Source organism: Micromonospora sp. USAFONa4, assembly GCF_057197825.1.
Window position 1 is genome coordinate 3,419,825 of the sequence record NZ_CM170072.1, and the last position, 25,982, is coordinate 3,445,806.

21 protein-coding genes and 1 tRNA gene are annotated in these 25,982 nt (G+C 72.3%); 13 read left to right on the forward strand and 9 right to left on the reverse strand.

What is annotated here, in order from left to right:
* Window positions 1-117: 117 nt before the first annotated feature.
* The 3 genes from AC0OO9_RS14975 to AC0OO9_RS14985 all read right to left on the reverse strand — a co-directional run bounded on the left by AC0OO9_RS14975 (window position 118) and on the right by AC0OO9_RS14985 (window position 2,188).
* On the reverse strand, window positions 118-924 hold the full coding sequence (locus AC0OO9_RS14975; RefSeq protein ID WP_484517700.1) for a WecB/TagA/CpsF family glycosyltransferase: 807 nt from the start codon (window positions 922-924) through the stop codon (window positions 118-120).
* On the reverse strand, window positions 921-2,036 hold the full coding sequence (locus AC0OO9_RS14980) for an NAD-dependent epimerase/dehydratase family protein (protein WP_421456594.1): 1,116 nt from the start codon (window positions 2,034-2,036) through the stop codon (window positions 921-923). Before AC0OO9_RS14980 ends, AC0OO9_RS14975 begins: the two co-directional genes overlap by 4 nt.
* Before the next feature lie 66 nt (window positions 2,037-2,102).
* A tRNA-Leu gene (locus AC0OO9_RS14985) sits at window positions 2,103-2,188 on the reverse strand.
* A 226-nt stretch (window positions 2,189-2,414) separates the two neighbouring features.
* Here AC0OO9_RS14985 and AC0OO9_RS14990 point away from each other — a divergent pair.
* The 8 genes from AC0OO9_RS14990 to AC0OO9_RS15025 are packed head-to-tail and all read left to right on the forward strand — an operon-like array spanning window position 2,415 to window position 12,234.
* The gene (locus AC0OO9_RS14990; protein WP_088996759.1) at window positions 2,415-3,203 is read left to right on the forward strand and encodes an FHA domain-containing protein; all 789 of its coding nucleotides are present in this window, start codon (window positions 2,415-2,417) and stop codon (window positions 3,201-3,203) included.
* 6 nt (window positions 3,204-3,209) lie between these two features.
* A complete protein-coding gene (locus AC0OO9_RS14995) occupies window positions 3,210-3,695 on the forward strand; it encodes an FHA domain-containing protein FhaB/FipA (protein ID WP_132235345.1) in 486 nt (161 codons plus the stop codon).
* Window positions 3,692-5,134 (forward strand): PP2C family protein-serine/threonine phosphatase, encoded by a 1,443-nt coding sequence (locus tag AC0OO9_RS15000; protein ID WP_484517701.1) that lies wholly within the window; start codon window positions 3,692-3,694, stop codon window positions 5,132-5,134. Before AC0OO9_RS14995 ends, AC0OO9_RS15000 begins: the two co-directional genes overlap by 4 nt.
* Window positions 5,135-5,159: 25 nt before the next feature.
* Complete coding sequence (locus tag AC0OO9_RS15005; protein ID WP_484517702.1) at window positions 5,160-6,650, forward strand: FtsW/RodA/SpoVE family cell cycle protein; 1,491 nt, start codon at window positions 5,160-5,162, stop codon at window positions 6,648-6,650.
* Window positions 6,647-8,152 carry a peptidoglycan D,D-transpeptidase FtsI family protein gene (locus AC0OO9_RS15010; protein WP_484517703.1) on the forward strand — a complete coding sequence of 502 codons (1,506 nt, stop codon included), beginning with the start codon at window positions 6,647-6,649 and terminating at the stop codon, window positions 8,150-8,152. Before AC0OO9_RS15005 ends, AC0OO9_RS15010 begins: the two co-directional genes overlap by 4 nt.
* A gap of 1 nt (window position 8,153) precedes the next feature.
* The gene (locus AC0OO9_RS15015) at window positions 8,154-9,572 is read left to right on the forward strand and encodes a serine/threonine-protein kinase (protein ID WP_484517704.1); all 1,419 of its coding nucleotides are present in this window, start codon (window positions 8,154-8,156) and stop codon (window positions 9,570-9,572) included.
* Window positions 9,569-11,374 carry a Stk1 family PASTA domain-containing Ser/Thr kinase gene (gene pknB, locus AC0OO9_RS15020; protein WP_484517705.1) on the forward strand — a complete coding sequence of 602 codons (1,806 nt, stop codon included), beginning with the start codon at window positions 9,569-9,571 and terminating at the stop codon, window positions 11,372-11,374. The genes AC0OO9_RS15015 and pknB overlap by 4 nt, the downstream gene beginning before the upstream one ends.
* An 8-nt stretch (window positions 11,375-11,382) precedes the next feature.
* The gene (locus AC0OO9_RS15025) at window positions 11,383-12,234 is read left to right on the forward strand and encodes a SanA/YdcF family protein (protein WP_484517706.1); all 852 of its coding nucleotides are present in this window, start codon (window positions 11,383-11,385) and stop codon (window positions 12,232-12,234) included.
* Window positions 12,235-12,333: 99 nt separating this feature from the next.
* Here AC0OO9_RS15025 and AC0OO9_RS15030 read toward each other — a convergent pair whose 3' ends face one another.
* The 4 genes from AC0OO9_RS15030 to AC0OO9_RS15045 all read right to left on the reverse strand — a co-directional run bounded on the left by AC0OO9_RS15030 (window position 12,334) and on the right by AC0OO9_RS15045 (window position 16,328).
* The gene (locus AC0OO9_RS15030; RefSeq protein WP_393169229.1) at window positions 12,334-12,984 is read right to left on the reverse strand and encodes an aminodeoxychorismate/anthranilate synthase component II; all 651 of its coding nucleotides are present in this window, start codon (window positions 12,982-12,984) and stop codon (window positions 12,334-12,336) included.
* Window positions 12,985-12,991: 7 nt separating this feature from the next.
* A complete protein-coding gene (locus AC0OO9_RS15035; RefSeq protein WP_484517707.1) occupies window positions 12,992-13,279 on the reverse strand; it encodes a hypothetical protein in 288 nt (95 codons plus the stop codon).
* Window positions 13,280-13,281: 2 nt separating this feature from the next.
* The gene (locus tag AC0OO9_RS15040) at window positions 13,282-14,841 is read right to left on the reverse strand and encodes a class E sortase (RefSeq protein ID WP_484517708.1); all 1,560 of its coding nucleotides are present in this window, start codon (window positions 14,839-14,841) and stop codon (window positions 13,282-13,284) included.
* 680 nt (window positions 14,842-15,521) lie between these two features.
* Window positions 15,522-16,328: a DUF881 domain-containing protein gene (locus AC0OO9_RS15045; RefSeq protein WP_151454343.1), complete on the reverse strand. Its 807-nt coding sequence runs from the start codon at window positions 16,326-16,328 to the stop codon at window positions 15,522-15,524.
* A gap of 227 nt (window positions 16,329-16,555) precedes the next feature.
* Here AC0OO9_RS15045 and AC0OO9_RS15050 point away from each other — a divergent pair, with 227 nt between their 5' ends.
* Complete coding sequence (locus AC0OO9_RS15050) at window positions 16,556-16,819, forward strand: cell division protein CrgA (RefSeq protein ID WP_151454344.1); 264 nt, start codon at window positions 16,556-16,558, stop codon at window positions 16,817-16,819.
* A gap of 384 nt (window positions 16,820-17,203) precedes the next feature.
* Complete coding sequence (locus tag AC0OO9_RS15055; protein WP_132235564.1) at window positions 17,204-19,423, forward strand: (Fe-S)-binding protein; 2,220 nt, start codon at window positions 17,204-17,206, stop codon at window positions 19,421-19,423.
* A gap of 60 nt (window positions 19,424-19,483) precedes the next feature.
* On the opposite strand, the gene AC0OO9_RS15060 is transcribed toward AC0OO9_RS15055, so the two are convergent.
* Window positions 19,484-20,161: a GOLPH3/VPS74 family protein gene (locus AC0OO9_RS15060; protein WP_484517709.1), complete on the reverse strand. Its 678-nt coding sequence runs from the start codon at window positions 20,159-20,161 to the stop codon at window positions 19,484-19,486.
* A 123-nt stretch (window positions 20,162-20,284) separates the two neighbouring features.
* Here AC0OO9_RS15060 and AC0OO9_RS15065 point away from each other — a divergent pair, with 123 nt between their 5' ends.
* The 3 genes from AC0OO9_RS15065 to AC0OO9_RS15075 all read left to right on the forward strand — a co-directional run bounded on the left by AC0OO9_RS15065 (window position 20,285) and on the right by AC0OO9_RS15075 (window position 23,778).
* The gene (locus AC0OO9_RS15065) at window positions 20,285-21,598 is read left to right on the forward strand and encodes a hemolysin family protein (RefSeq protein WP_484517956.1); all 1,314 of its coding nucleotides are present in this window, start codon (window positions 20,285-20,287) and stop codon (window positions 21,596-21,598) included.
* Window positions 21,591-22,634 (forward strand): hemolysin family protein, encoded by a 1,044-nt coding sequence (locus AC0OO9_RS15070; RefSeq protein ID WP_484517710.1) that lies wholly within the window; start codon window positions 21,591-21,593, stop codon window positions 22,632-22,634. The genes AC0OO9_RS15065 and AC0OO9_RS15070 overlap by 8 nt, the downstream gene beginning before the upstream one ends.
* Window positions 22,635-22,779: 145 nt before the next feature.
* Window positions 22,780-23,778: a C40 family peptidase gene (locus tag AC0OO9_RS15075; protein WP_484517711.1), complete on the forward strand. Its 999-nt coding sequence runs from the start codon at window positions 22,780-22,782 to the stop codon at window positions 23,776-23,778.
* 63 nt (window positions 23,779-23,841) lie between these two features.
* On the opposite strand, the gene AC0OO9_RS15080 is transcribed toward AC0OO9_RS15075, so the two are convergent.
* Window positions 23,842-25,866: an N-acetylmuramoyl-L-alanine amidase gene (locus AC0OO9_RS15080; RefSeq protein WP_484517712.1), complete on the reverse strand. Its 2,025-nt coding sequence runs from the start codon at window positions 25,864-25,866 to the stop codon at window positions 23,842-23,844.
* Window positions 25,867-25,982 lie beyond the last annotated feature (116 nt).

Sequence of the window (25,982 nt, forward strand, 5' to 3'; positions counted from 1 at the left end):
AGGTGGTGGGCCTCAAGCTCAAGCCCACCACCTGCCTCGTGGTGCGTGCTCAGCTACGCCCGCGCGAAGGGACAGGCGGAGCCGGATCGGATCTCGCTTCCACGGCCACCGGCGTTCTCACACCGAGAAGCTGGCGGGGCGCTCCGTGGCCGGGGCCGGCGGCTTCGCCTTCCACAGCCCCGACTTCTGGCCGGCGAGTCGGGTCAGGTAGGCCGGGTTGAGGATCACGTAGCGCTTCCAGAGCCGCTTGGGCTCCAGGCCGAGGCGCCAGAACCACTCCAGGCCCGCCCGCTGCATCCACGGCGGGGGCTGGCGCAGCAGGCCGGCGTGGTAGTCGAAGGCCGCCCCGACCGCCATCAGCGGCATGTCCAGCAGCGGCCGCATGGCGTACGTGAAGACCTCCTGGCGCGGGCAGCCCAGCCCGACCAGCACGAGCCGGGCCCCACTGGACCGGATCCGGTCGGCGATCTCCACGTCCTCGCCCGGCTGCACCGCCCGGAACTTGGACGGCTCCACCCCGGCGATCTTCAGTGCCGGGAACATCCGCTCCAGCGCCGGGATCAGCCTGGCCAGGGTCTCCTCGGTCGACCCGTAGAGGTAGACCGGCAGCCCCTCGTCGGCGAACCGGGCGAGCACGTGCAGGGTCAGGTTCGGGCCGTAGACCCGGTCGGTCAGCCCCGCGCCGTGCAGCAGGTTGAGCGCCCAGCGCACCGGCTGGCCGTCGGGGGTGACCACGTCGAAGGAGTTAAGCCGGGCGTTGTGCGCCGGGTCGAGCACCCCGGTCATCACGCCGTGCACGGCCAGCGCCGTCAGCGCCAGCGGTCGGCGCTCCTGCGCCGCCGCCACCACCTGCTCGGTCGCCTCGGCGTAGTCGGTGGCGTCGACCAGGACCCCGAGGACGTTCCGCTTGCCCCTGCCGGTCATGCGCCCGGCACCCACTTGTCCACGTTGGCCTCGTAGATCTCGCGCATGATCATGGGCACGTCGTAGACCTGCTTCCACTCGGGGTAGTCGGCCTGGAATGCCTCGTTCGAGCCGATCCACCACTTATGGTCGCCGATCCGGTTGGCCTCGACGTACTCGGTGACCATCTCCTGGCCGGTGATCTGCTCGGCGAGCGCGAACGCCTCGCGGTTGGAGGTGTTGGAGTGCCGGCCGCCGCCGAGGTTGTAGACCGCCGCCGAGCGCGGGTTGCGGAAGAACGCCTCGAACGCGCTGACCACGTCCGAGCTGTGGATGGCGTCGCGGACCTGCTTGCCCTGGTAGCCGAAGATCTTGTAGGTGCGACGCTCCATGTTGGCGCGCATCACGTAGCCGAGGAAGCCGTGCAGCTCCGTCGCGGAGTGCGCCGGGCCGGTCAGCGTCCCGCCCCGGAAGCAGGCCGTCCGCATGTCGAAGTAGCGGCCGTACTCCTGCACCATGACGTCGGCCGCCACCTTGGAGGCGCCGAAGATCGAGTGCAGGCAGGCGTCGATGGACATGTCCTCGCGGATGCCCTGCTCGTACGCGTGCCCGGGCTCGATCTCCCAGCGGGTCTCCAGCTCGACCAGGGGCAGGCTGTTCGGCCGGTCCCCGTAGACCTTGTTGGTGGAGCAGTGGATGAGCGGCGCCTCGACGCAGTGCTCGCGCACGTTCTGCAGGACGTTGAGCGTGCCGGCGGCGTTCACGTCGAAGTCGGTGAACGGGTCGCGTACCGCCCAGTCGTGCGACGGCTGGGCGGCGGTGTGGATCACCACGGCGACGTCGGTGCCGTACCGCTTGAACAGCTTGGCCAGCGCGGCCCGGTCGCGGATGTCGATGCTGTGGTGCGAGTACGCGGACCCCAGCTCGTCGGTCAGCCGGCGGACGTTCCACGCGGTGGACGCCTCCGCGCCGAAGAACTCCTGCCGCATGTCGTTGTCGATGCCGACGACCTCGAGACCGAGGCCGGCGAAGTGCCGGACCGCCTCGGAGCCGATCAGACCGCCCGACCCGGTCACGAACGCGACACTCACACGCCACTCCTGGTCCATCGGAGGCAGAAACCATCGGAGCATAGCGTGACGTACGGCACGCCCCGATACGGCGCGAGGGCCCCGCATCGCTGCGGAGCCCTCGCGTATTGGTGGGGAAGGGGGGAGTTGAACCCCCACGCCCTTTCGGGCACACGGACCTGAACCGTGCGCGTCTGCCATTCCGCCACTTCCCCGTGGCTTGACCTCGAACACTGTAGTCTGTGCCGGACCTGCTGTCTCCAGCGGGCCCCGGACATCCTAGCCGGTCCGTGGTCGTTGCGACGATCGGTTACCGTCCGAGGAGCGGTTACCGTTCGTGGCGGACGAAAGAGTAGCACGGCATTATCGGCCCGCCCGAACGGGCCGCCGTCAGACGGCCGAGCGGCGTGTGAGCTGCGCGCGCGCCGGCCGGATACCATCATGTCCTCGGGACCCGAGGAGGAGCCGGTGAGCGTGCTGCAACGCTTCGAGAAGCGTCTGGAAGGCCTGGTCGAGGGGGCCTTCGCCAAGGTCTTCAAAGGGGTGGTCCACCCCGTGGAGATCCTCAACGCCATGCAGCGGGAGGCCGAGGCGCACAAGGCGATCCTGGCCGGTGGGCGCACGTTGGTGCCCAACCGCTACGTGATCGATCTCTCGCCCTACGACCACAGTCGTCTGGCGCCGTACGCCGCCGCGCTGGCCCAGGAGCTGGCCCAGTCGCAGGCGGAGTTCATCGGCGAGCAGGCCTGGACGGTCTATGGCGACGTGATCGTCGAGATCGAACGCGGCGAGGGGCTGGACACCGGGATGTTCCGGGTCACCGCCGAGGTCTACACCGGCGGCGAGGTCGCCCCGGTCTCGGCGCCCGGCTACGACGCGGGCCCGCCCGCCTACCCGGCCTACGACCAGGGCGGCGGCTACGGTCCCCCGCCCGGCCACGGCGGCGGCCGCAACGTGCGGCTGGTCTCCGGCGACGGGCGCACCTACCCCCTCCAGATGGGCTCGACCGTGATCGGCCGCGGCGACCAGGCCAACCTGCGCCTGCCCGACGTCGGGATCTCGCGGCGACACGCCCGGCTGGACTTCGACGGTGGTCAGGTCGTGCTGACCGACCTGGGGTCGACCAACGGCACCATGGTCAACGGCCAGCGGGTCTCCGCCGTGGCGCTCAACCCCGGCGACATGATCCAGCTCGGCACCACGACGCTGACCTTCCGCGTGGACGGCTGACCCGCCTTGCCGGAGCTCGTCATCACCGTCGCCCGGTTCGGGTTCCTCATCCTGCTGTGGATCTTCGTGTTCACGGTGGTCGGCGTGATCCGTCGGGACCTGTTCGCGGGCGCCCGGTCGGGCCGGCTGGTGGCCGCCCCCCGGGCCGTCGGCGCCTCGCTCGGGCAGGCGGCGAAACCGACGAAGGGGAAGCGGGGCAGGGCGGCCCACCAGCTCGTGGTAACCGCCGGTCAACTTGCCGGGACCCGGATCACCCTCGGCGAAGCGCAGATCACCATCGGCCGGGCGGAGGATTCCACCCTCGTCATCACCGACGACTACGCCTCGGCGCGGCACGCCCGTCTGGTGCCGCGCGACGGCCAGTGGTTCGTCGAGGACCTCGGCTCGACTAACGGCACGTACCTGGATCGCGCTAAGGTCACCGGACCAACCCCCGTCCCCCTCGGCGTGCCGATCCGGATCGGCCGCACTTCTCTCGAATTACGGCCATGACTCTGACCCTGCGCTATGCGGCCCACAGCGACCGCGGTCTGATCCGAGACGGTAACCAGGATTCCGTCTACGCCGGGCCGCGGCTTCTCGCCGTCGCCGACGGCATGGGCGGCATGGCCGCCGGTGACGTCGCCAGCAACATCGTCATCGGTGCCATGGCGCCGCTCGACGAGGACGTCCCCGGTGACGCCCTCGTCGACGCGCTGCGTTCGGCCGTGGGCACCGCCAACCAACAGCTCCGCGACACCGTGGACGCCAACCCCCAGCTGGAGGGGATGGGCACCACGCTCACCGCGACCCTCTTCTCCGGCAGCAAGCTGGGCATGGTCCACATCGGTGACTCGCGGGCCTATCTCCTGCGCAACGGTGAGTTCGCGCAGATCACCAAGGACGACACGTACGTCCAGATGCTCGTCGACGAGGGCCGGATCAGCGCCGAGGAGGCGAGCAGCCACCCCCAGCGCTCGCTGCTCACCCGGGCGCTCGACGGCCGCGACATCGACCCGGAATACAGCGTCCGTCAGGTGCTTCCCGGCGACCGCTACCTGATCTGCAGCGACGGCCTCTCGGGTGTGGTCAGCGCCGACACCATCGGCGAGACGATGCGCGAATACACCGACCCGCAGCAGTGCGTGGAGCGGCTGGTGCAGCTCGCCCTTCGCGGCGGCGGCCCGGACAACATCACGGTGATCATCGCCGACGCCACCGACCAGGACATCGTCGAGGCGAGCCCGATCGTCGGCGGCGCCGCCGCCCGGGACCGGGGCATGGCGACCTCCGCCGACGTGTCCACGCCGGCCGCCCGCGCGTCCGCCCTCTCCGCGCCGCGCCCGCCCGTTCCCGAGGAACCGACGGCAGGCGCCGACGACGAGTCGGAGCGCCCGAGGCGTCGGCCGGTGCGGGCCGCCGCGATCTCGGTGGCGTTGCTGGTCCTCGTCGGCGGCGCGGTCTTCGGCGGCTGGAGCTACACCCAGCGGCAGTACTACGTCGGCGCGACCGAGAACGGCCAGGTCGCGGTGTTCCGGGGCATCCAGGGCGAGATCGCCGGGATGAACCTGTCGACCGTGCACTCCAAGAGCCCGGCGGACCTGGAGGACCTGACGCTGGCCGCCCAGGAGCAGGTCAAGCAGGGCATCCCGGCCAAGAGCGAGCCCGACGCCGAGCGTCGACTGGCCGAGCTGACCAGCGACGACCCGATGAACCCGAACCTGAAGCCGATCTGCCCGCCGAGCCCGAGTCCGAGCGCCGGGGCCGTCACCACCGTCCCGACGCCGACCTCCGTCCCGGTGTCGCCCGCTCCGACCGTCAGCGCGAGTGCGAGCGCACCGGTCAGCGGCCGGCCGAGCACGCCGGCCGCGCCGACCACCACGCCCGACGCCCCGCCCTCCGACACCGACTCGCCGGCGCTCGACCCCGCCGCGTGCCGGTCGCCGGAGTAGGCGCGGCTCGATCCGAGGACGTTCCGTGACCGCAGCGGCCATTCCGGCATCCTCGCCCGCCACCACGGGCGAGCAGCCCGGCGTACGCCTGGCCCGGTCCCGGCGCAACGCCGAGCTGTCGTTGCTGCTGGTCGCCATGGTGCTGGTGGCCGCGTACGGGGCGATGGTCGAGGCGAAGGTGCTCGACACGGTCACGGCCGACTTCTGGATGCCGGCCGCCGCGCTCACCGCCGTGTTCCTCGGCCTGCACCTGGTGATCCGGTTCCTGGCACCCTTCGCCGACCCGGCCCTGCTGCCGGCGGTCGCCCTGCTCAACGGGATCGGGGTCGGCTTCCTGCGCCGGCTCGACCTGGGCAGCGCGGCGCCCGCCGAGCGGGAGGACCTGGCCATCTTCGCCGGCACCGGCGGCAGGCAGTTGGCCTGGACGCTCGCCTCGGTCATCCTCGCCGCCGGCCTGCTCGCGCTCATGCGGGACCACCGCTCGGTGTCGCGCTACGCGTACACGCTGGGGCTGGCCGGCATCGTGCTGGTGATGATCCCGGCGGTGCTGCCCAGCCGGTTCTCCGAGATCAACGGCGCGAAGCTGTGGATCCGGGTCGGGGGCTTCTCGATCCAGCCCGGTGAGTTCGCCAAGCTGGCCCTGCTGGTCTTCTTCGCCTACTACCTGGTGCGCAAGCGCGAGGTGCTTTCACTGGCGAGCCGCCGGTTCCTCGGCATCGACTTCCCGCGCGGGCGGGACCTCGGCCCGGTGGTCGCGGTCTGGCTGGTCAGCGTCTTGGTCCTCGTCTTCGAGAAGGACCTGGGCACCTCGCTGCTCTACTTCGGCATGTTCGTGGTGACGCTCTACATCGCCACCGAGCGGGTCAGTTGGCTGCTCATCGGTCTGGTGCTGTTCTTCGGCGGCGTCTACCTGGCGTACGTGCTCGGCGACATGGTCGGCGGGCCGTTCGCCAACTTCTACCTGCGCGCGCAGATCTGGCTCGACCCGTTCGCCGACCCCTACAACGACGGCTACCAGCTCGTGCAGGGCCTGCTCGCACTCGGCACGGGTGGCCTGTTCGGCGCGGGTCCCGGTGGCGGCCAGCCCGGCCTGCTGCCCGAGGTGCAGAACGACTTCATCTTCGCGGGCATCGGCGAGGAGATCGGCCTCTTCGGCCTCTCCGCCCTGCTCGTGGTCTACCTGCTGATCGTGGAGCGGGGGCTGCGCGCGGCGCTGGCGGTCCGGGACTCGTTCGGCAAGCTGCTGGCCGGCGGCCTGGCCTTCACCCTCGGGCTCCAGGTCTTCGTGATCGTCGGCGGGATCAGCAAGCTCATCCCGTTGACCGGGCAGACCACCCCGTTCCTCTCCGCCGGCGGTTCCTCGCTGATGGCGAACTGGCTGCTCATCGCGGCCCTGCTCCGGATCTCCGACGGGGCCCGCCGCCCCGTCGCCGGCGGTGGCGGCAAGGCGGCCCGACCGTCCGGCGGCCCGCCGGAGCAGCTGCACGGTGCCCCCACGGAGGTGATCAGGCCGTGAACGCACCCCTGCGCCGCGTCGGCGTCGTCGTCATGGTTCTCTTCGGCCTGCTCTTCGCGAACCTGAACTGGATCCAGGCATACAAGGCCGACGAGTACCGCACCAGCGACTACAACGGTCGGGTCCAGGTCGCCGAGTACGAGCGCCGGCGCGGCAACATCGAGGCCGGCGGCACCGCCTTCGCGCTCAGCAAGGAGACCAACGGCGAGCTGAAGTTCCAGCGCAGCTACCCCGGCGGGGCACGGTACGCCCACATCCTCGGCTACAAGCCGGTCAACCTCGCCGAGACCGGCATCGAGAAGTTCGAGAACGACTTCCTGGCCGGCACCAGCGACGCGCTGATCGCCAACCGGGTCAAGGACATGTTCACCGGTGACCAGTCCGGCGGCGGCAACGTCCTGCTGACGGTCTCCAAGGGCGCCCAGAACACCGCGTTCGAGCAGTTGCGCAACAACCGGGTCGACGCCGCCAAGGGCGCGGCGATCGCCGTCGACCCGCGTACGGGGGCGGTGCAGGCGCTGGTCTCGATGCCTAGCTTCGACCCCAACCCGCTGGTCAGCCACAGCACCAACGAGGCCACGGCCGCGTACAACAAGCTGGAGCAGGACCCGGCGGGCCCGCTGAAGAACCGCGCCCTCGGCGAGGTGCTCCCCCCGGGCTCCACCTTCAAGATCGTGGTGGCCGCCGCGGCGCTGGAGAGCGGCGTGGGCCAGCAGACGAGGATCCCGGCCGGGGCGAGCTGGACCCCGCCGACCTCGGGCACGCCGATCCGCAACGCGGCCCCGTCGATCTGCCCCGAGGACGAGGTCACCCTGATCAACGCGGTGACCGAGTCGTGCAACACGGGCTTCGCGCAGATGGGCGTCCGGCTCGGCGCCGACAAGATCAAGGAAAAGGCCCGGCAGTTCGGCTTCGAGCAGGAGGACCTCACCGTCGGCCACCTCAACGAGGCCGGCCACCCGGTGGCGGCGAGCCGGACCGGGGACATGCAGAACCCGGACGGCAGCACCGACCCGGCCGCGCTGGCGCAGTCGTCGATCGGCCAGAACAACGTGCGGATGACCCCGCTCCAGGGCGCCCTGATCGCCGCGTCCGTCGCCAACGGCGGCAGCCAGATGCGGCCGTACCTGGTCCGCCAGTTGCTCGCCCCGGACCGCACCACCAGCTACTACACGGCGAAGCCCAGGGAGTTGCGGCAGCCGGTCAGCGGTCAGGTCGCCAAGGACCTGCGGGACATGATGGTCAGCGTGGTCGAGAACGGCTCCGGCACGAACGCGCAGCTCAGGGGCTACACGGTCGGCGGCAAGACCGGCACCGCCGACGTCGGCCCCGGCATTGCTCCCCACTCGTGGTTCATCGGCTTCGCCCTGGACAAGAAAGGCACGCCGGTCTCCGCAGTCTGCGTCCTGCTGGAAAACGGCGGCGACGGCGGCAGTGCCGAGGCGGCCCGGATCGCCGGGCAGATCATGCGCGCCGCCATCGCCGACCCGGGGGGCCGCTGACATGCTGAGCCCCGGGGTGCAGCTCGGCAACCGTTACCGCCTGGACGAGCGGATCGCCAGCGGTGGCATGGGCGACGTCTGGCGCGGCACCGACCAGGTGCTCGGGCGTACGGTCGCGGTCAAGAGCCTGCTTCCCGCGCTGCTCGACGACCCCGACTTCGCCGAGCGCTTCCGGGGCGAGGCCCGCACCATGGCCACGATCAACCACCCGGGCGTGGTCGACGTCTACGACTTCGGCAACGACCAGCAGATCGCCTTCCTGGTCATGGAGTACGTCGAGGGCGACGCGCTCTCGGCGACCCTGGCCCGGGTCGGCCGGCTCACCCCGGCCCGCACGATGGCGCTCGTCGCCCAGGCCGCCGACGCGCTGCACGCCGCGCACGTGAAGGGCATCGTGCACCGGGACGTGAAGCCCGGCAACCTGCTGGTCCGGCCCAACGGCACCCTGGTGCTCACCGACTTCGGCATCGCCCGCTCGGAGCTGGTGGCCCAGCTCACGGCGGCCGGCTCGGTGCTCGGCACGGCCTCGTACATCTCCCCGGAGCAGGCCACCGGCGGCGTCGCCACGCCCGCGTCCGACGTCTACGCGCTCGGCGTGGTGGCCTACCAGTGCCTCGCCGGCCGGCGCCCCTTCGAGGGCGACAACCCCCTCGACATCGCCATGCGGCACGTGCGGGAGACGCCCCGTCCGCTGCCGGCCGACATCCCGCCGCAGGTCCGGGCGGTGGTCGAGCGGGCCCTGGCGAAGGACCCGGCGGCCCGCTGGCCGAGCGCCGCCACGCTGGCGGGGGTGGCCCGTCAGCTCAAGGCCCAGCTCTCCCAGCAGGCCCGGGCGGCGGGCCAGCCCGTCTCCGCCGCCCCGGCGTCACCGGCCGGCCCGCCCGGCCGCGCCCAGGTGCCGCCGCCGCGCCCGCCGGTGTCGCCGCCGCACCGGCAGCCGAACGTCGCCGCGCAGCCGCCGCGTCCGCCCATGGCGGCGCACCGGCCGCCCGTGGCGAACACCCGGCCGGCCGCCGCGCCGCACCGTCCCACCTCGGTCGCGCCCGCCGCGCCCGTCCAGCACCCGCAGATGGCGCCGACGGGCTACCCGCGTGGCGCGGCGCCAGTGCCGCAGGCCCGGCCGATGCCGTACGCGGGACACGCCGTCCCGCCGGCGCACCAGCCGGGCGGGCAGCGGTCCCGGTCCGGGATGGTGTTCCTCGCCATCCTCGTGGCCGTGCTGGTCCTCGTCTGCTCCGGCGTGATTTCCTACAACCTGCGGGAAGGCACGAAGTCGAGCGCGGTCACTCCGCCGACGGTGACGTCCGGCGCGCTGTGGCCCGACGGACGCGACGATCCGACCGGAACGTCGTACCGTCGACAGGAACTGCCCCGGTCGGGCAGCGACGAGACGACGAGCGAAGGACGACAGACGCGATGACAGCGCAGGCCCGCCTGCTCGGTGGCAGGTACCAGGTCGGCGAGCTGCTCGGCTACGGCGGTATGGCCGAGGTGCACCGCGGTCGCGATCTCCGGCTCGGTCGGGACGTCGCGATCAAGATGCTCCGGACCGACCTCGCCCGGGACGCCACCTTCCAGATGCGGTTCCGCCGGGAGGCGCAGAACGCCGCGTCCCTCAACCACCCGGCGATCGTCGCCGTCTACGACACCGGCGAGGAGACCGCGCCCACCGGCGAGACCCTGCCGTTCATCGTGATGGAGTTCGTCAACGGGCGGACCCTCAAGGAGGTGCTCGGCGTCGAGGGGCGGCTCCAGCCGCGCCGGGCGCTGGAGATCTGCGCCGACATGTGCGCGGCCCTGGAGTTCAGCCACCGGCACGGCATCATCCACCGCGACATCAAGCCCGGCAACGTGATGCTCACCCAGACCGGCCAGGTCAAGGTGATGGACTTCGGCATCGCGCGGGCGCTGGCCAGCGGCGCCACCACCATGACCCAGACCAGTGCGGTCATCGGTACGGCGCAGTACCTCTCGCCCGAGCAGGCGCGCGGCGAGGCGGTCGACGCCCGCTCCGACGTCTACGCCGCCGGCTGCGTGCTCTTCGAGCTGGTCTGCGGGCATCCGCCGTTCGTCGGCGACAGCCCGGTCAGTGTGGCCTACCAGCACGTGCGGGAGGCGCCCCCGACCCCGAGCGACATCAACCCGGACGTCAACCCTGCGGTCGACGCGATCGTGCTCAAGGCGCTGTCGAAGAACCCCCTCAACCGCTACCAGAGCGCCGGCGAGATGCGGGCCGACCTGCTCCGCGCGGCCGCCGGCCGCCCGGTGATGGCGACCCCCGTGCTGCCGCAGGAGGAGACGACGCAGCTCGCCCCGGCCGCGGGCGGCTACGCGGGCACCCCCGGCGCCCCGCAGACCCGGCAGATGCCGGCCCGGGTCGGCGACCCGCGCCGGCGCAAGGCGTCCTCCTGGCTGATCGCGACGTTCGCGGCGGTGGGCGTCCTCGCGGTGATCGCCCTCGCCGCCGCCCTGCTGAGCCAGCGTGACGGCGACGACCGGGCCACGGTCCCCACGGTGACCGGCCTGACCCAGCAGGAGGCGTTCGCCCGGATCGAGCAGGCCAACCTGGTGCCCAAGGAGGGCGACCAGGTCTTCGGCACCTGCCAGAAGGGCCAGGTCGTCAACCAGGACCCGCCCGCCAACTCACTCCTCGAAGCGAACCGCGATGTCGTCGTCCGGGTCTGCGGCGGCGTGGAGATGAAGGCCATCCCGACGGACCTCGTCGGCTCCACCTACGAGGGCGCGAAGAAGCGGCTGGAGGAAGCCGGCTTCAAGGTGGACAAGAAGGAGAAGGACGACGCCGAGAAGGAGGGCATCGTCCTCGCGGTGTCGCCCGATGAGGGCAAGCAGGTCGCCGCGAAGAGCACGGTCACGCTCACCGTCTCCAGGGGCAACGTCGGCAAGGTGCCCAACGTGGTCGGCTCCAGCAAGGACGACGCCGAGGAGGAGCTGGACGAGGCGGGCTACCGGGTCGACGTCAAGCGGGGCCGCGAGGTGCCGCCGGAGGAGGCCGGCCAGGTCACCTCGCAGACCCCGCCGGCCGGGAGCAACCTCGCCAGGGGCAAGACCGTGACGATCGTGGTCACCGTGCCGCAAACCGAGCCGACGCCCACCGACTCGGCGAGCCCGACGCCCAGCGCCACGCCGACCACCCCCGGTGACGGCGGCGGCGGGGGCTTCCCGCTGCCGACCACCCCGCCGATCCGACTGCCCGAGCGCTGACCCCGCTCGTGAGCGCGGGGGACCCTGCCGGTCAGCGCCCTGCGGACGCTGCCGGTCAGGTCGACGCCGCCGGGCAGCGGCCTTCCGACGCCGCCGGGCAGGTCGACGCCGCCGCGCGGCGGCCTTCCGATGCCGCCGGGCAGCGCCCTCCGCCGGTCGACGACGGGCGGCCGACGACCGGTGCGGCGGACCGTTCGAGCCGGTGGCGACGGCGCCTGATCCGCGCGGCGGTCCTGGGCCTGGCGGCGCTGCTCCTGGCCAGCATTCCCTGGCTCTGGACGACGACCGCCGCCCGTGGCCACCTGTACGGCGAGGCCGACGCGCCCGCCGCCGACGTCGTGATCGTCCTGGGTACGGCGGTGGCGGCGGACCGCCGTCAGCCGGGTGACCGCCTCGCCGGCCGCCTGGAGACCGCCGCCGCCCTCGTGAAGAGCGGGCGGGCCCGGGTGGTCCTCGTGTCAGGCGACGGGGGCGGTACGTCCGGCGACGAACCGGCGGCGATGACCTCCCACCTGACCGAGCGGCTCGGCGTCGATCCTCGTCGCGTCGTGGCCGACCCGTTCGGCCTGGACACCTACGACACCTGCGCCCGGGCGCGCGACGTGTACGGCGTCGAGCGGGCCCTGATCGTGACCCAGTCCTACCACCTGTCCCGCGCGGTGACGCTGTGCCGGCACCTCGGCCTCGACGTCGACGGGGTGACCGCCCGCTGTGCCGGCTGCGGACCCGTCCTGCTCGTCGGCAAGGCCGTCCGCGACTACTTCGCCAGCGGCAAGGCGGCCTGGGACGCGGTCCGGGGCAGGCCGCCCGCGGTCAGCTCACCCGCAGACCCGGCCGTCGAGGACGCGCTCAAGAGCTGACCGTGAGGTGAGCGGGCGCAAGGATCCGGCAAGTCGGCCTTGGGCATTTTGTGTGGGTGGCATCAGGGCGAGTGGATCTCCGCAGCGGCGACGGAATGCTCAGGCGGTGGCGAAGGCGGCGCGGCGGCGCGCGTCCACCTCGGCGGCCAGCGCCGGGGCCCGCTCCAGCGCCTCCGGGTGACCGCAGGCGGCGAGCCAGTTCGCCAGCATCAGGTGACCGCCCTCGGTCAGCACCGACTCCGGGTGGAACTGGACGCCCTCGATCGGCAGCGTACGGTGGCGCATCGCCATCACCACGCCGGAACCCGTCCAGCCGGTGACCTCCAGCTCCTCGGGCAGCGTCTCCGGCAGCACGGCGAGCGAGTGGTAGCGGGTGGCGGTGAACGGGTCCGGCAGGCCGGCGAGCACCCCGACACCGTGGTGGCGCACCTCGGAGGTCTTGCCGTGCAGCAGCTCGGGGGCGCGGGTCACCGTGGCGCCGAAGGCCTCACCGATCGCCTGGTGACCCAGGCAGACGCCGAAGATCGGCAGCTCGCCCGCGTACGCGCGGATGACGTCGAGGCAGATGCCGGCGCGGTCGGGGCTGCCGGGGCCGGGCGAGAGCAGGACGCCGGCCGCGCCGACTTTGCCCACCTCGGCGACCTCGATCTCGTCGTTGCGCCGGACGTCGCAGTCCACGCCGAGCTGGCCCAGGTACTGCACGATGTTGAAGACGAACGAGTCGTAGTTGTCGATCACCAGGACACGCATCAAGGGCTCACTCGTCCGGGGAGGCAGGCGGGGTGTTGTTCTGGTCGGTGTCGTACGGCAACTCGTGCTCGTCGCCGGGCGGGGCGTCGTCGCTCTCCCCGCCGCCCGGCACCGAGTCGCCGCCGGGATCGCCGGCATCCTGGGTGACCTGCACGTCGTCGAAGGGCAGCAGGGGCTCGGCCCACGGGAACACCACGTACCAGAGCAGGGCCACCATCGCGCTGGTGATCAGCAGGCTGCCGACGAGCTTGCCGGGCAGCCCGAAGGGCAGCTTGCGCCAGATCCAGCCGTACACCGTCAGGCCCCCAGTTCCGCCGGGCGCCCCGCCGACTTCGGCTGGCTGCGCGCCAGCTCGGCGTGGATGATCAGGCGTTGGTAGTTGTCGAACTTCGGGTTGCAGGTGGTCAGGGTGAGCATCGACCTGGTCGGCTTCTGCCCGGGCTTGCCCGGTACGGGCGCCACGACCTCGACCTGGGTGGGCTTGACGATCCGGCTCTGGGTCACCTTGTAGACGTGCCAGTCGGTCTTGCCCTCCACCACGATGGCGTCCCCGTCGTTCAGCTCGTCGAGCCGCCAGAAGGTGGCCCGGTTGCGGTGCCCGGCGACGGAGAAGTTGCCGACCTGGCCCGGCAGGGCGCTGGAGGGGTAGTGGCCCGGCGCGTACCGGATGTCCTTCTGGGTGACGCCCTCGACGACGACCCAGTTCTTGTCGAGCTTGGGGATGTAGAGCCCGGCGATGGGCTTGCCCTGCACGGGCGGCTTCGGCTTGGTGGACGCGCTGGCCGACGGCGCCACAGTCGGGTCGCCCTCGGGGCCCCAGGCCTGCGCCAGTTGCTGGCTGAGGTCGTTCTGGTGGGCGTCGACGATCGCCGACTTGCCCCACACCTCGTAGCCGGCGAAGAGCAGCACCACCAGGCCGAAGGTGATCAGCAGTTCGCCGCTGACCCGGATGCCGGTACGCAGCCGGGAGCCCAGCGACGGCCGGGTGAGCTCCGAGTAGACGCTCTTGTAGCCCTCACCGGTCTGCTCCGGGCGGAGCTGGACCACCCGTTCGCCCCGGCGTGGCCGTGGCTGCTCGGCGGGAGTGTCGGAGCCCTCCGGCTCGTCCGTCTTCGGAGGACGCGGCACCGCGCCCATCAGGGCGGTCGACTCGACGAGCGCGGCCGGGGCGGTCGGCGTACGCCCGGAGACAGTCGGGATCAGGGCGGTGGCCCCGGGATCGACGTCGGGACCGGGGCCGGCCGGGGAGACCGGGGTCGACGGGCTGTTGGCCGACGCGCCCACCTTCGGGATGAAGGCGGTCGGCGCGTCGCCGGCCGGCCGGCCTTCCCTGGCCGCGGCCCGATCGACCGGCGGCCGGACGGAGCGCTCGCCGCCGGGACCGGAGGCCCCGGCGGAGGTCGGCAGCCGGAGATCGTCGGACGGCGACGCGGGGTGCGGCGGGGCGGCCGGCCGGACCGGGCCGGCACCGGGCCACGGCACTGGCCCGCCGGCACCGGGCCGGGCGGACGGGCCGGAATCGGTCGGGCTGGCATGGCGGAGGTCGGCGGGCTCCGGCCGACGGTCGGCGGGCCCCGGGCGACCGAAGCTGGCAGGGCCGGGTCGGGCGAAGTCGCCGCCACCGCGCCGGTCGAAGTCGGCGGGCCGGGAGCGGTCGAGGTCGGCGGGCCGGGAGCGGTCGGCTCCGGCGGGCCCCGGCCGACCGAAGCCGGCAGGGCCGGGTTGGTCGAAGTCGCCGCCTCCACGCCGGTCGAAGTCGGCGGGCCGGGAGCGGTCGAGGTCGGCGGGCCGGGAACGATCGGCATCGGCGGGCCGGGAGTGGTCGAGGTCGGCGAGCCGGTCGTAGCGCGAAGGCACTGGGCGGCCGAGATCGCCGGACCCGTGCTGGTCGAAGCCGGACCCGTGCTGGTCGAAGCCGGACCCGCGCCGGTCGGATTCGGCGGGCCCAAGGCGGCCGAAGTCCCTGGTCTCCTCGCGGCCGAAATGGGCAGGACCGGGGCGGCCAGGGTCGGCAGGACCAGAGCGACCGGGCTCGACAGGGCCGGGGCGACCGGGCTCGACAGGGCCGGGGCGACCGGGGTCGGCCGGGGCGCGCCGGTCGGCGTCGGCGGAGCCGGGCCGACCGAAGTTGGCGGGCCAGGGACGGCCGTGGTCCGCCGGACCGGGACGGCCGGGCTCGGTGGGCCGGGCGGGGCTGCCGGCGGAGCGGCTCTGATCGGCGCTCGGCGGGAAGTGGCCGAGGTTCGCGGGACGGCCGGGTTCCGGTGCCGGGCGGGTCGGGTCGGGCGCGGCGCGCGACCATCCGCCGGAGGGGCCGGCAGGCGCGCGACCGTCGCCGGCGGCCGGGTCGGGCCCGTGGGGCGGACGGGGGGCCGGGGAGCGGGGCGGGAGCGTGGGCTCCGGCCAGGCGCCGGCCGGGGCCGGGCGGGCCGGGGCGGGCCCGGGCCGGTCGACCTTGGGCAGGAAGGCGGTCGGCCCGTCGTCCTGGTCGCGGTGACGGGCGTCGCGGTCCTCGGGCCGGTCGTCCGGTACGCGGTTCACCTGGGCACCGTCGCCGAGCGCAGCGTGGTCGAGTCCTCGAACGCCGGCACGGTCACCGAGGAGACGGTCTCCTTGTAACCGAGCTTGTAGTCGTCGACCAGGTCCCTGAACAACCGGACTCCCTGTGAGTCGGCGAGGGCCTGCTGCAGGGCAGCGGGATCGCCGATTGCTACGATCTTGAATGGTGGGGAGTACACCCGGCCGTGCAGCAGCAGGGTGTTACCCACGCAGCGTACCGCGCTGGTCGACAGCACGCGGACGTTCATGATGGACATGGCCTCGGCGCCACCCGCCCAGAGGGCGTTCACCACCGCCTGCACGTCTCCCTGGTGGACGACCAGGTCGTCGTTGGTGGCTCCGGCGGGCAGCGTGCCGTCGTTGCGCCGGGGCGCGTCGTCGAGTTCCACCGTCACCCCGGAGCCGGCGAGCGCGGTGAAACCGGCGTCCGCCCGGCTGGCAGCGGCCCGGTCCTGCTGTTCCCTGATCGGTCCGTCGGAGCTGGCCAGGGCGCTGGTGCGGCCCTCGACCTCGGCGCGCAGGTCGGACGCCCGCCGCTCGCTGGCCGCCACTTCCGCGCGCCGGTCCTCGATCAACTGGTTGAGCTGGGGCCGGCGGTCCTCGCGCAGGGCGGTGCCGCCCGCGGTGGTCGCCGTGGTGGTGAAGAGCAGCCCGGCCGCGGCGGCGATCAGCGGCACCCCGATCGACCAGCCCGGTCGTCGCTGCCGTGGGCGTCGAGGCAGCAGCCCGGCGACCGCCCGCCGGAGCACCTTCTGCCAGGAGGCCGCGCCGGATGTGTACTCCACCGAGCGTTCCTTCCCCGTCGTCTGGTTCAGCCCGCGGAGGCGCGAGCCGCCGCGGCGACCCGAACAGTCCCGCCTTTTTCGGTCACTCCTTGCACTGGCCTCGCCCCATTCGTGGATTGGACGGGCCTTCGGGACTACGCTAGCTGTCGAACATTATTGGCCATGGACCGTCGCCCCCGCGCCCGGTTGTCAGGCCGGACGAGGTCGTAACCCCTCTGGAGAGCGTCGTGCCCAAGTCTCAGGTTCGCAAGAAGAAGGTGTACACCCCGCCGACGGACGTCCGTCCGACGGCGACGGCGGCGACGCGCAAGCCTAGCCCGGTGTGGCTCCCGGTCTCGGCGGTCGCCCTGATCGTCTTCGGCATCGGCTGGCTGGTGATCTACTACCTCTCCGAGCAGGAGTACCCGGTCATGTCGTGGGGTTACTGGAACCTCGCGGTGGGCTTCGGCGCGATGGTCGCCTCCCTGATCCTGCTCTCCCGCTGGCGCTAGGCGTCCCGCCCACCCGCCGGCGCTGAGCGCCGCACCCCGCCGCCGGACCGGCGGCGGGGTCGTCCGGGCGTGGTCGGCCCTGCCGTCGGCGCCGTCCGGTTCCGGGCCGGTGGCGTGGCAATCCATGTCACTCGGTGGAGCCCCTACCCGGCGGTGGGGGTGTCTTCGCCCTAAGGTGTGCGCAGGGCGGCGCGGCCCGGTGCGAGATGACTCACGTTACTCCTGGGTAACCTTGCGCGTAGGCTGCACTGCATGACCGAGCGGAGCGAGGTCATCGACCGGTCCGGTCGAGGGTGCGGCGGCTGTTGCTCGCCGGTCGTGCCCTGACGCGGGGCCCCGGTCGCCGAGCCGCTCGACAGGCAGCAGACCGGGGAGGCCAACTCGATGGGCAGCGTCCAGATCGTCACCACGATCCTCGCGTTCGCCATCACCGCCGTGGCGGTGTGGCTTGCGGTACGCGCGGTCATGAAGATGGTGGCCGTCATCCGGCTGGGGCAGCCGGACCCGACCCGCTTCGGCGACACGGGCACCCGCGCGAAGACGATGCTGGCCGAGACCGCCGGCCACACCCGCATGCTCCGCTGGAGCGTGGTGGGCGCGGCGCACTGGTTCGTGATGGTCGGCTTCATCGTGCTGTCGCTGCTGGTGCTGGAGGCGTACTTCGAGGTCGTCTCCCCGACCGGCGGGCTGCCGCTGGTGGGCAACTGGGCGATCTACGGGCTGGTCACCGAGTGGCTCGCGATCCTGGGCATCGTCAGCATCCTGGTGCTGATCGCGATCCGGCTCCGCAACCGGCCCACCCGGCCGGGCGGGAAGTCCCGGTTCACCGGCTCGACCATGTGGCAGGGCTACTTCGTCGAGGGCATCATCCTCGCCGTACTGATCATGGGCTTCGTCATCCGGGGCTTCAAGGTCGCCACCGACCACTTCGAGTACCCGGTCTGGGCCGCCCCGCTCAGCCACGCCGTCGGCGGCCTGCTGCCGAACTGGGCGGCCGGCGTCAGCGTCGCCGCGCTGATCAAGATCGTCATCTCGATGACCTGGCTCATCGTGATCTCGCTGAACGTCACCATGGGCGTCGCCTGGCACCGCTTCCTGGCCTTCTTCAACATCTTCTTCAAGCGCGACCCGGGCGCCAACGTCTCCGGCCTCGGCGCGCTGCGCCCCATGACCAGCCAGGGCAAGCCGCTGGACTTCGAGGAGGCCGACCCGGAGAAGGACCAGTTCGGTGTCGCCCAGGTCGAGCAGTTCACCTGGAAGGGCCTGCTGGACTTCAGCACATGCACCGAGTGCGGCCGCTGCCAGTCGCAGTGCCCGGCCTGGAACACCGGCAAGCCGCTGTCGCCGAAGCTGCTGGTGCTGAGCCTGCGCGACCACGCGTACGCGAAGGCGCCGTACCTGCTGGCCGGCGGCGGCAAGGACCTGACCGGCGAGGAGAAGGCCACCGCCGCCCAGCTCGCCCACATGGACGTGCTGGCCCTGGCCGAGGCCGAGAAGCCGCTGATCGGCACCGCCGAGGAAGGCGGCATCATCGACCCGGACGTGCTCTGGTCCTGCACCACCTGCGGCGCCTGCGTCGAGCAGTGCCCGGTCGACATCGAGCACGTCGACCACATCGTCGACATGCGCCGCTACCAGGTGCTCATCGAGTCGAGCTTCCCGTCGGAGGCCGGCGTGATGCTGCGCAACCTGGAGAACAAGGGCAACCCGTGGGGCGCCCCGCAGAACACCCGCGAGGACTGGACCAAGGGCCTGGACTTCGAGGTGCCGCGGGTCGGCGAGGTCGACGACTTCGAGTACCTCTTCTGGGTCGGCTGCGCCGGCGCGTTCGAGGACCGGGCCAAGAAGACCACCCGGGCGGTCGCCACGCTGCTCAACGAGGCGGGCGTGAAGTTCGCGATCCTCGGCGAGGGCGAGACCTGCTCCGGCGACCCGGCCCGCCGCATCGGCAACGAGTTCGTCTTCCAGATGCTCGCCCAGCAGAACGTCGAGACCCTCAACGAGGCGTTCGAGGGCCGGGAGAAGAGCAAGCGGAAGATCGTCGCGACCTGCCCGCACTGCTTCAACACCCTCGGCAACGAGTACGGCCAGCTCGGCGGCGAGTTCGAGGTGGTCCACCACACCCAGCTCCTGGCGCACCTGGTCGCCACCGGCAAGCTCACCCCGGTGCAGCCGGTCGACGGCGGCGTGACCTACCACGACCCCTGCTACCTGGGCCGGCACAACCGGGTCTTCGCCCCGCCGCGTGAGGTGCTCGGCAGCGCCATCGCCGGCGGGGACGGCGCGAGCGGCGACGGCGGCCTCATCGAGATGCCGCGCAACAGCGAGCGCTCCTTCTGCTGCGGCGCCGGCGGCGCCCGGATGTGGATGGAGGAGAAGATCGGCAAGCGGATCAACGTGGACCGGGTCGAGGAGGCCATGTCCACCGGGGCGAAGACGGTCGCGGTCGGCTGCCCGTTCTGCTCGACGATGCTCAACGACGGGGTGAACGGCAAGGGCGCCGGCGAGCAGGTCGAGGTCGTCGACGTGGCCAGCGTGCTGCTCCGCTCCGTCAAGCCCGAGCAGGCGCCGGGCGACACCGAGCGGGCGCCGGCGGCCGGCTGACGCGTACCCCCTGCGACGTCTTACGGCGGCGGCACCCCCCGGTGCCGCCGCCGTCGTCGTTCAGGAGGACGTGGTGATGATCGTGGTGGTGACGGCCGTGGTGGTCGTGATCAGGATGACCGCCTGGATCTCCTCGATCGCCTTCTTCGTGGCGGCGGACGCCCAGTCCCCGGCGGCGATCTCGGTCAGCCGGCGCTTGACGTGCTCCTTCGGCAGCTCCGCGAAGAGCTTGCGGTCCAGGCCGACGGCCCGGGCGAGGCCGATGAGCGCGGCCGTCCGCCCGTCCACCGGGCCGTCCGCGGCCACGGCGGCGACCATCCGCTGCCGGGCCTGCGTCTCCACCGCCGGCTCCGCGCCGGTGGTGGACGGATAGCGGGTACGCGGAAAGACCCACAGCACCTTGTCCGAGTCGCGGCGCAGCACGCCGGCGGTGACCAGCCCGTCCAGCACCTGCTCGGGCAGGTCCTTGGCGAGCCGGGTGACCCAGTCCTTCGGCTTGCGCCGCTTCGGCTCGGTGGCGATCCGGGTCAGCGCGTCGTCGAGCTGCCGCTGCCCGACGGGGGTCGGATCGGTCACCACCAGCCGGTCGTCGGCGACCTCGACCCGACCGGCGAGCGTCAGCTCCAGCAGCAGGGCGCCGGCCAGGCCGTAGTCGAGCGTGGGACGGCCGAGCTGGTTGGCGCCCGCGTCGTCGTAGCCGAGCAGGGCGAGTTCGTGGGCGAGCGTGAGCGGGGCCATGCACCCGACGGTAGCCGGGGCCGGCGAGCCCGGCAGATCTTCCGCCCGTGACCGGGGCCGCCGCCCGTGCGAGAATTTCGCCGAGGTGAGACGACCATCGATGGCCTGCTGCTGACCACGCTGCTGCCCCTGGTCGGCTTCGTGCTGCTGACCGGCGGCAACGCGTTCTTCGTCGCGGCCGAGTTCGCCCTGGTCACGGTGGACCGCCCCGAGATCGAGCGGCGGGCGACCGCGGGCGACGGCCGGGCCGCGACCGTACGCCGGGCGCTGCGGGAGCTCTCCTTCCAGCTCTCCGGGGCGCAGCTCGGCATCACCCTCACCGCGCTGCTCACGGGCTACCTGGCCGAGCCCGCCCTGGCCCGCCTCTTCACCCCGCTGCTGCGGCCGGTCGCCGGGGACGCCGCCGGCCGGTTCACCCCGTTCCTCGCCCTGGCCCTGGCCACCCTCCTCTCCATGCTCTTCGGCGAACTGGTGCCGAAGAACCTCGCGCTGGCCCGGCCGATGCCCACCGCTCTCGCGACCGCCGGCCCGATGCGCGCCTTCTCCCGCGCCTTCGGCTGGCTGATCCGGGCGCTGAACGACTCGGCGAACCGCCTGGTCCGGCTGCTGGGCGTGGAGCCGCAGGAGGAGTTGGCCAGCGCCCGCTCGCCGGAGGAGCTGGGGCTGCTGGCGGCCATCTCGGCGCGGGCCGGGGCGCTGCCGCCCGACACCGCCATGCTGCTGCGCCGGACCATCCGGTTCGGCGACAAGCGGGCCGCCGAGGCGATGACCCCGCGGGTCGACGTGGTCGCGCTGCGGGCCACCGCCACCGTGGCGGAGCTGCTGGCGCTGTCCCGCCAAACTGGGCGGACCCGGTTCCCGGTGTACGAGGAGACCCTCGACCTGGTGACCGGAGTCGCCGGGGTGCCGGACGCGCTGGGCGTGCCACTGGGCCTGCGCGGCTCGACCACGGTCGGGTCGGTGGCCCGCGAACCGGTGTACGTGCCGGAGAGCCTGGACCTCGACGGCGTACTGGCCGCGCTCGGCAGCGCGGGTGCCGACCTCGCCATCGTCGTCGACGAGTACGGCGGCACCGACGGCGTGGTCACCACGGAGGACCTCGTGGAGGAGCTGGTCGGGGAGATCGCCGACGAGTTCGACCCGGCCGCGGTGGACGACGTCGGCGCGGTCGGGCTGAGGGTGCCGGGCGGGGAGCGGACGGTCCTCGTCGACGGGGTGCTGCGCTCCGACGAGCTGGCGGAGCAGACCGGCTTCCGGCTGCCCGAGGGGCCGTACGAGACGCTCGCCGGGTTCCTGATGGCCCGGCTGGGGCACATCCCGCTCGCGGGCGAGACGGTCGACGAGTCGGGCTTCGAGTTCACCGTCGTGGAGGTCGAGCGGCACCGGATCGAGCAGGTCCGGGTGCTCCGTCCCGAGGAGCCGGACGGCGATGCCTGAGCTGCTGGTCACCGTCGCGCTGCTGCTCGGCAACGCGTTCTTCGTGGGCAGCGAGTTCGCGCTGATCGCGTCCCGGCGCACGGTGGTCGAGCCGTTGGCGGGCGGCTCGAAGCGGGCCCGCTGGGCGTTGTCGGCGATGAACCAGATCCCGCTGATGATCGCCGGGGCGCAGCTCGGCATCACCATCTGCTCGCTGGGGCTGGGCGCGATCGCCGAGCCCGCCCTCGCGCACCTGCTGGAGCCGGCCTTCCACGCGGCGCGGCTGCCGGAGGGGGTGGTCCACCCAGTGGCCTTCGTGCTCGCCCTCGGGGTGGTGGTCTTCCTGCACACCGTGGTCGGCGAGATGGTGCCGAAGAACATCGCCCTGGCCGGGCCGGAGCCCTCGGCACTCTGGCTGGGGCCGGCGATGCTGGCGTTCTGCCTGGCCACCAAGCCGCTGCTGGTGGCGATGAAGTGGGCGTCGCGCCGGGTGCTGGGACTGTGGCGGGTCGAGGCGGCCGAGGCCGTGAAGACGGTCTTCACCGCCGAGGAGCTGGCCGGGCTGGTGTCGCAGGCGCGTACGGAGGGGCTGCTCGACGCGGAGGAGCACGCCCGGATCACGGGCGCGCTCGCCCTGCACAGCCGGACCGCCGCCGACGCCCTCCAACCGTGGTCCACGGTGACCACGGTGGCCGAGGACGTCTCGCCCGCCTCGCTGGAGGTGCTGGCCACCCTGACGGGGCGGTCCCGCTTCCCGGTGGTGCAGCGACACACCCGCCGGGTGCTCGGCTTCGTGCACGTCAAGGACGTGCTCGGGTACGCGGGCGCGAGCCGGCGGGCCCCCGTGCCGGCGGACGTCTACCGGCCGTTGGCGGTGGTGCCGCCGGACCGTACGCTCGCCGACCTGTTGCTGTCGATGCGCCGGGAGCGGCGGCACATGGTGCTGGTCAGCGACGGTCGCCGCCCCCTCGGGGTGGTCACGCTCGACGACGTATTGACCGCCATCGTCGGCAGGCGGGCCGACACCCTTGGTACGCAAGCGGTTGCGCAGGCGTGAAGTGGCCCTCGGTCGCCTTGATTCCGCTGCCGGCCTTCCCTAATGTTGGGCACCGGCCGCTGTGGGTCGTCTGTCTCGCCCCTCCTTCCCTCGCGCGAGGCGCCAAGCGGCCGGGTTGCAAAAGGAGTCGGTGCCGGTGGCAACCATGCCCCCTCATCGTCACGCACCTCGACGGTCTGCTCGTCCAGGTGGCCTGCGTAGGGTCGCCCACCGTCTGCTCACCCTGGTCGCCGCGGCAGCGGTCGGCGCCGGCATGCTCGCCGCGCCCGCCCACGCCGAGCCCTCGGTCGACGAGATCGAGGCCGCGATCGACCAGAAGTGGGAGCAGCTCGAGCCCACCATCGAGCAGTACAACAAGGTGCGGGCGCAGCTGAAGGTCAACCGCAAGAAGTCGGAGGACCTGCAGAAGAAGATCCAGCCGTTGGCGCTGGAGAGCGAGCTGGCGATGGACCGGGTCGGCGATCTCGCCTCCCGTTACTACATCTCCGGCCCGTCCCACGACATCGGCGCGCTGCTGGTCAGCGCCAAGCCCGACACGCTGACCGAGCAGCTGACGCTGCTGGACCGGCTGGCCGCCCAGGAGCGCAAGCAGCTCGAGGGCGTGACCCGGGTCCGCCAGAAGTACGACACGGAGAAGCAGAAGCTCGACACGCTGATCGTGTCGCAGACGAAGCAGCAGAACGACCTGGCGGCGAAGAAGAAGCAGATCGACGCCGACATCAAGAAGCTCGAGGCGTCGATGCCGGTGACGACCGTCAAGACGGAGAAGTGCCCGACCATCAACGGCGTGGTCAGCGAGGCGGCCCGCACCGCGATCCGCACCGCCTGCGCGCAGGTCGGCGACCCGTACGTCTGGGGTGCCACCGGCCCGAACTCGTTCGACTGCTCCGGCCTCACCCAGTACGCCTACAAGGCGGCGGGGATCCACCTGACGCACTTCACGGGTGCGCAGTGGAACGAGGGCAAGGCCATCCCGCGCTCCGAGGCGCGCCCGGGTGACCTGGTCTTCTTCAAGGCCGACCTGAGTCACGTCGGCCTCTACCTCGGCAACGACAAGATGGTGCACGCGCCCCGGGCCGGCAAGCCGGTCAACGTCTCCAGCATCAACACGATGCCGGTGGCAGGGTTCCGCAGGCCCGGCTGATCAGCTTCGCGCAACGAGAGAAGGCCCCCGGTCGGACCGGGGGCCTTCTTCGTGCGGGTGCGGTCAGCGCGGCGCGCCCAGCGGGGACGGCACCAGGTTCACGTCGTCCAGGTTGACGTACATGATCCGGTGGCCGAACTGGACCTGCACGTACCTGTTGTCGCCCCGGATGACCGTCTGGTCGTGGGGGGCGGACCCGTCGAACGTGGTGGCCCGGTAGTACTCGCCGGGGAGCAGGTTGCCGACGGCGTACCGCTGGCCGGCCGAGAGCGTGTACTGCAGCGGCGAGATCGCCTGGTACGGCACGCCCTCCGGGTACGCGGCCTGCTCCGGGTAGGCCCGGCCGTACACCGGGATGGTGGCCTTACCGGCCTTCGGGGTCACCACGAACCCGACGGTCCACTTTGCGGTCGGCTTGGCGGCGGGGTTGTGGAACCACCCCTTCTGGCCGAGGTACCAGATCGCGGTCCAGTCGCCCTGCACCTCGGCCAGCGCGTACGTCTGGCCGGCCGAGACGCGGGCGCCGTGGTCGGAGACGTACGTGGTGTTCGGCGTGCCGTCGGGCCGCAACGCGATGTCGTTGACCAGCGGCGCGTCGTGGCTCGGCGCGTTGTGCAGGAACAGCGCGGAGGAGCCGCGCAGCGGGCAGGGAGCCGTCGCCGGGGGCGGGTTCGGCACGCCCGGAGGCTGCCGGTTGCAGCCGGTGAACGGCGGCTGGTTGGTGGCGAAGTCCGGGTCGATGGTGACCAGCCCGGTCCGGTGCGTGCCGGTCGACTTGAACGGCGCCTTGAGCAGGTCGAAGTAGTGCGACCAGTTCCAGTACGGTCCCGGGTCCCAGTGCATGCCGCGCACGTTCGCGGCGACGGTGCCGGGGACGTTGTCGTGCCCGATGATGTGGTTGCGGTCCAGCGGGATGTTGTACGCCCGTGCCAGGTGGCGGACCAGCTTGGCGGAGGTGCGGTACATCGCCTCGGTGTACCAGGTGCCGTGCCCGGCGAAGCCCTCGTGTTCGAGGCCGATGGACTTGGCGTTCACGTACCAGTTGCCGGCGTGCCAGCCGACGTTCTTGGTCTTGATGTGCTGGGCGATGTGCCCGTCCACCGAGCGCAGGGTGTAGTGCCAACCCACCCGCTTCGGGTCCTTGACCAGGTTGACGCTGGGACCGAAGTAGCCCTCGGTGTCGTGGATGACGATGTACTCGATCTTCTGCTGGGTGGGACGGTTGCCCAGGTCGTGGTTGCCGTAGTCGCCCAGGGTGGGGCCGTAGTTCTCGTACGGCGCCGGGATCCACTCGCAGGAGATGTCGTCCGGGCACTCCAGCCCGTCCGGCCGGGCGAGCTTGCGCAGGTTCAGCCGGTCCAGCCAGGAGCGGTTCGGCTGGACCGCCTGGCCGGCCAGCGTGACCCGCTGCCCGTCGTCGGTCACCCGGCTGTCGCCCGTGGCGATGGTGGCGTACACCTCGTTGGCGAAGGCCGCCGCGGCGTCGGCGCTGTCCGCGCCGGAGTACCGGGCCACCGCGCCGTACCAGGCCGCCGGGTCGGTGCCGGCGCCGACCGGGGCGCCGATCTCCTTCTGGTACGCGGCCAGCAGCGCCGCGCCGCCCCGGATGTTCGCCGTGACGTCCGTCCGCAGCGACTCCTCGCTGGCGCCGGTCAGCCCGGCGGCGGCGTCGACGGTCCGCAGCGCGGCCTCGGCGGGCGGCGTGGCGGCCGGCGGCTCGTGGGCCTCGGCGAGGGACGGGCGGGAGTCGTCGCCGCGCGGGTCCTCGGTGCCCTCGTCGTGGTGCGTGCCGCCGGCGAGGGCGGCGACGTGCTCGGCGTCGGTGAGGTGCATCGGTCCGTAGCCGCCGCTGGTGCTCGGCGTGCCGGCGTTGGTGTCCCAGCGGGACTGCAGGTAGGAGACTCCGAGCAGGACGCTCTCCGGTACGCCGTACTCGGCGGCCGCGGCGGCGTACTGCTGCTGCCGGTCGTCCACCGGCGCTGCCGCGGCGGCGGACCCGGCGGCGGTGAGCGGCGTCGTCGCCATGGCGGCGGCCACGGCGGCGGCCAGCAGGACGCGTCTGCTCCTCGATGTCGCTGACAGGTGCATCAGACCCCCAGTTCGGACGGGCAAAGGTGGGGTCACCTTCGCCCCGCCCGCCGCCTCTGGTCAATACCTTTCCGTCAGACACTTCAGAAGGAAGAAAATCTTCGTCGCCCGGGTTG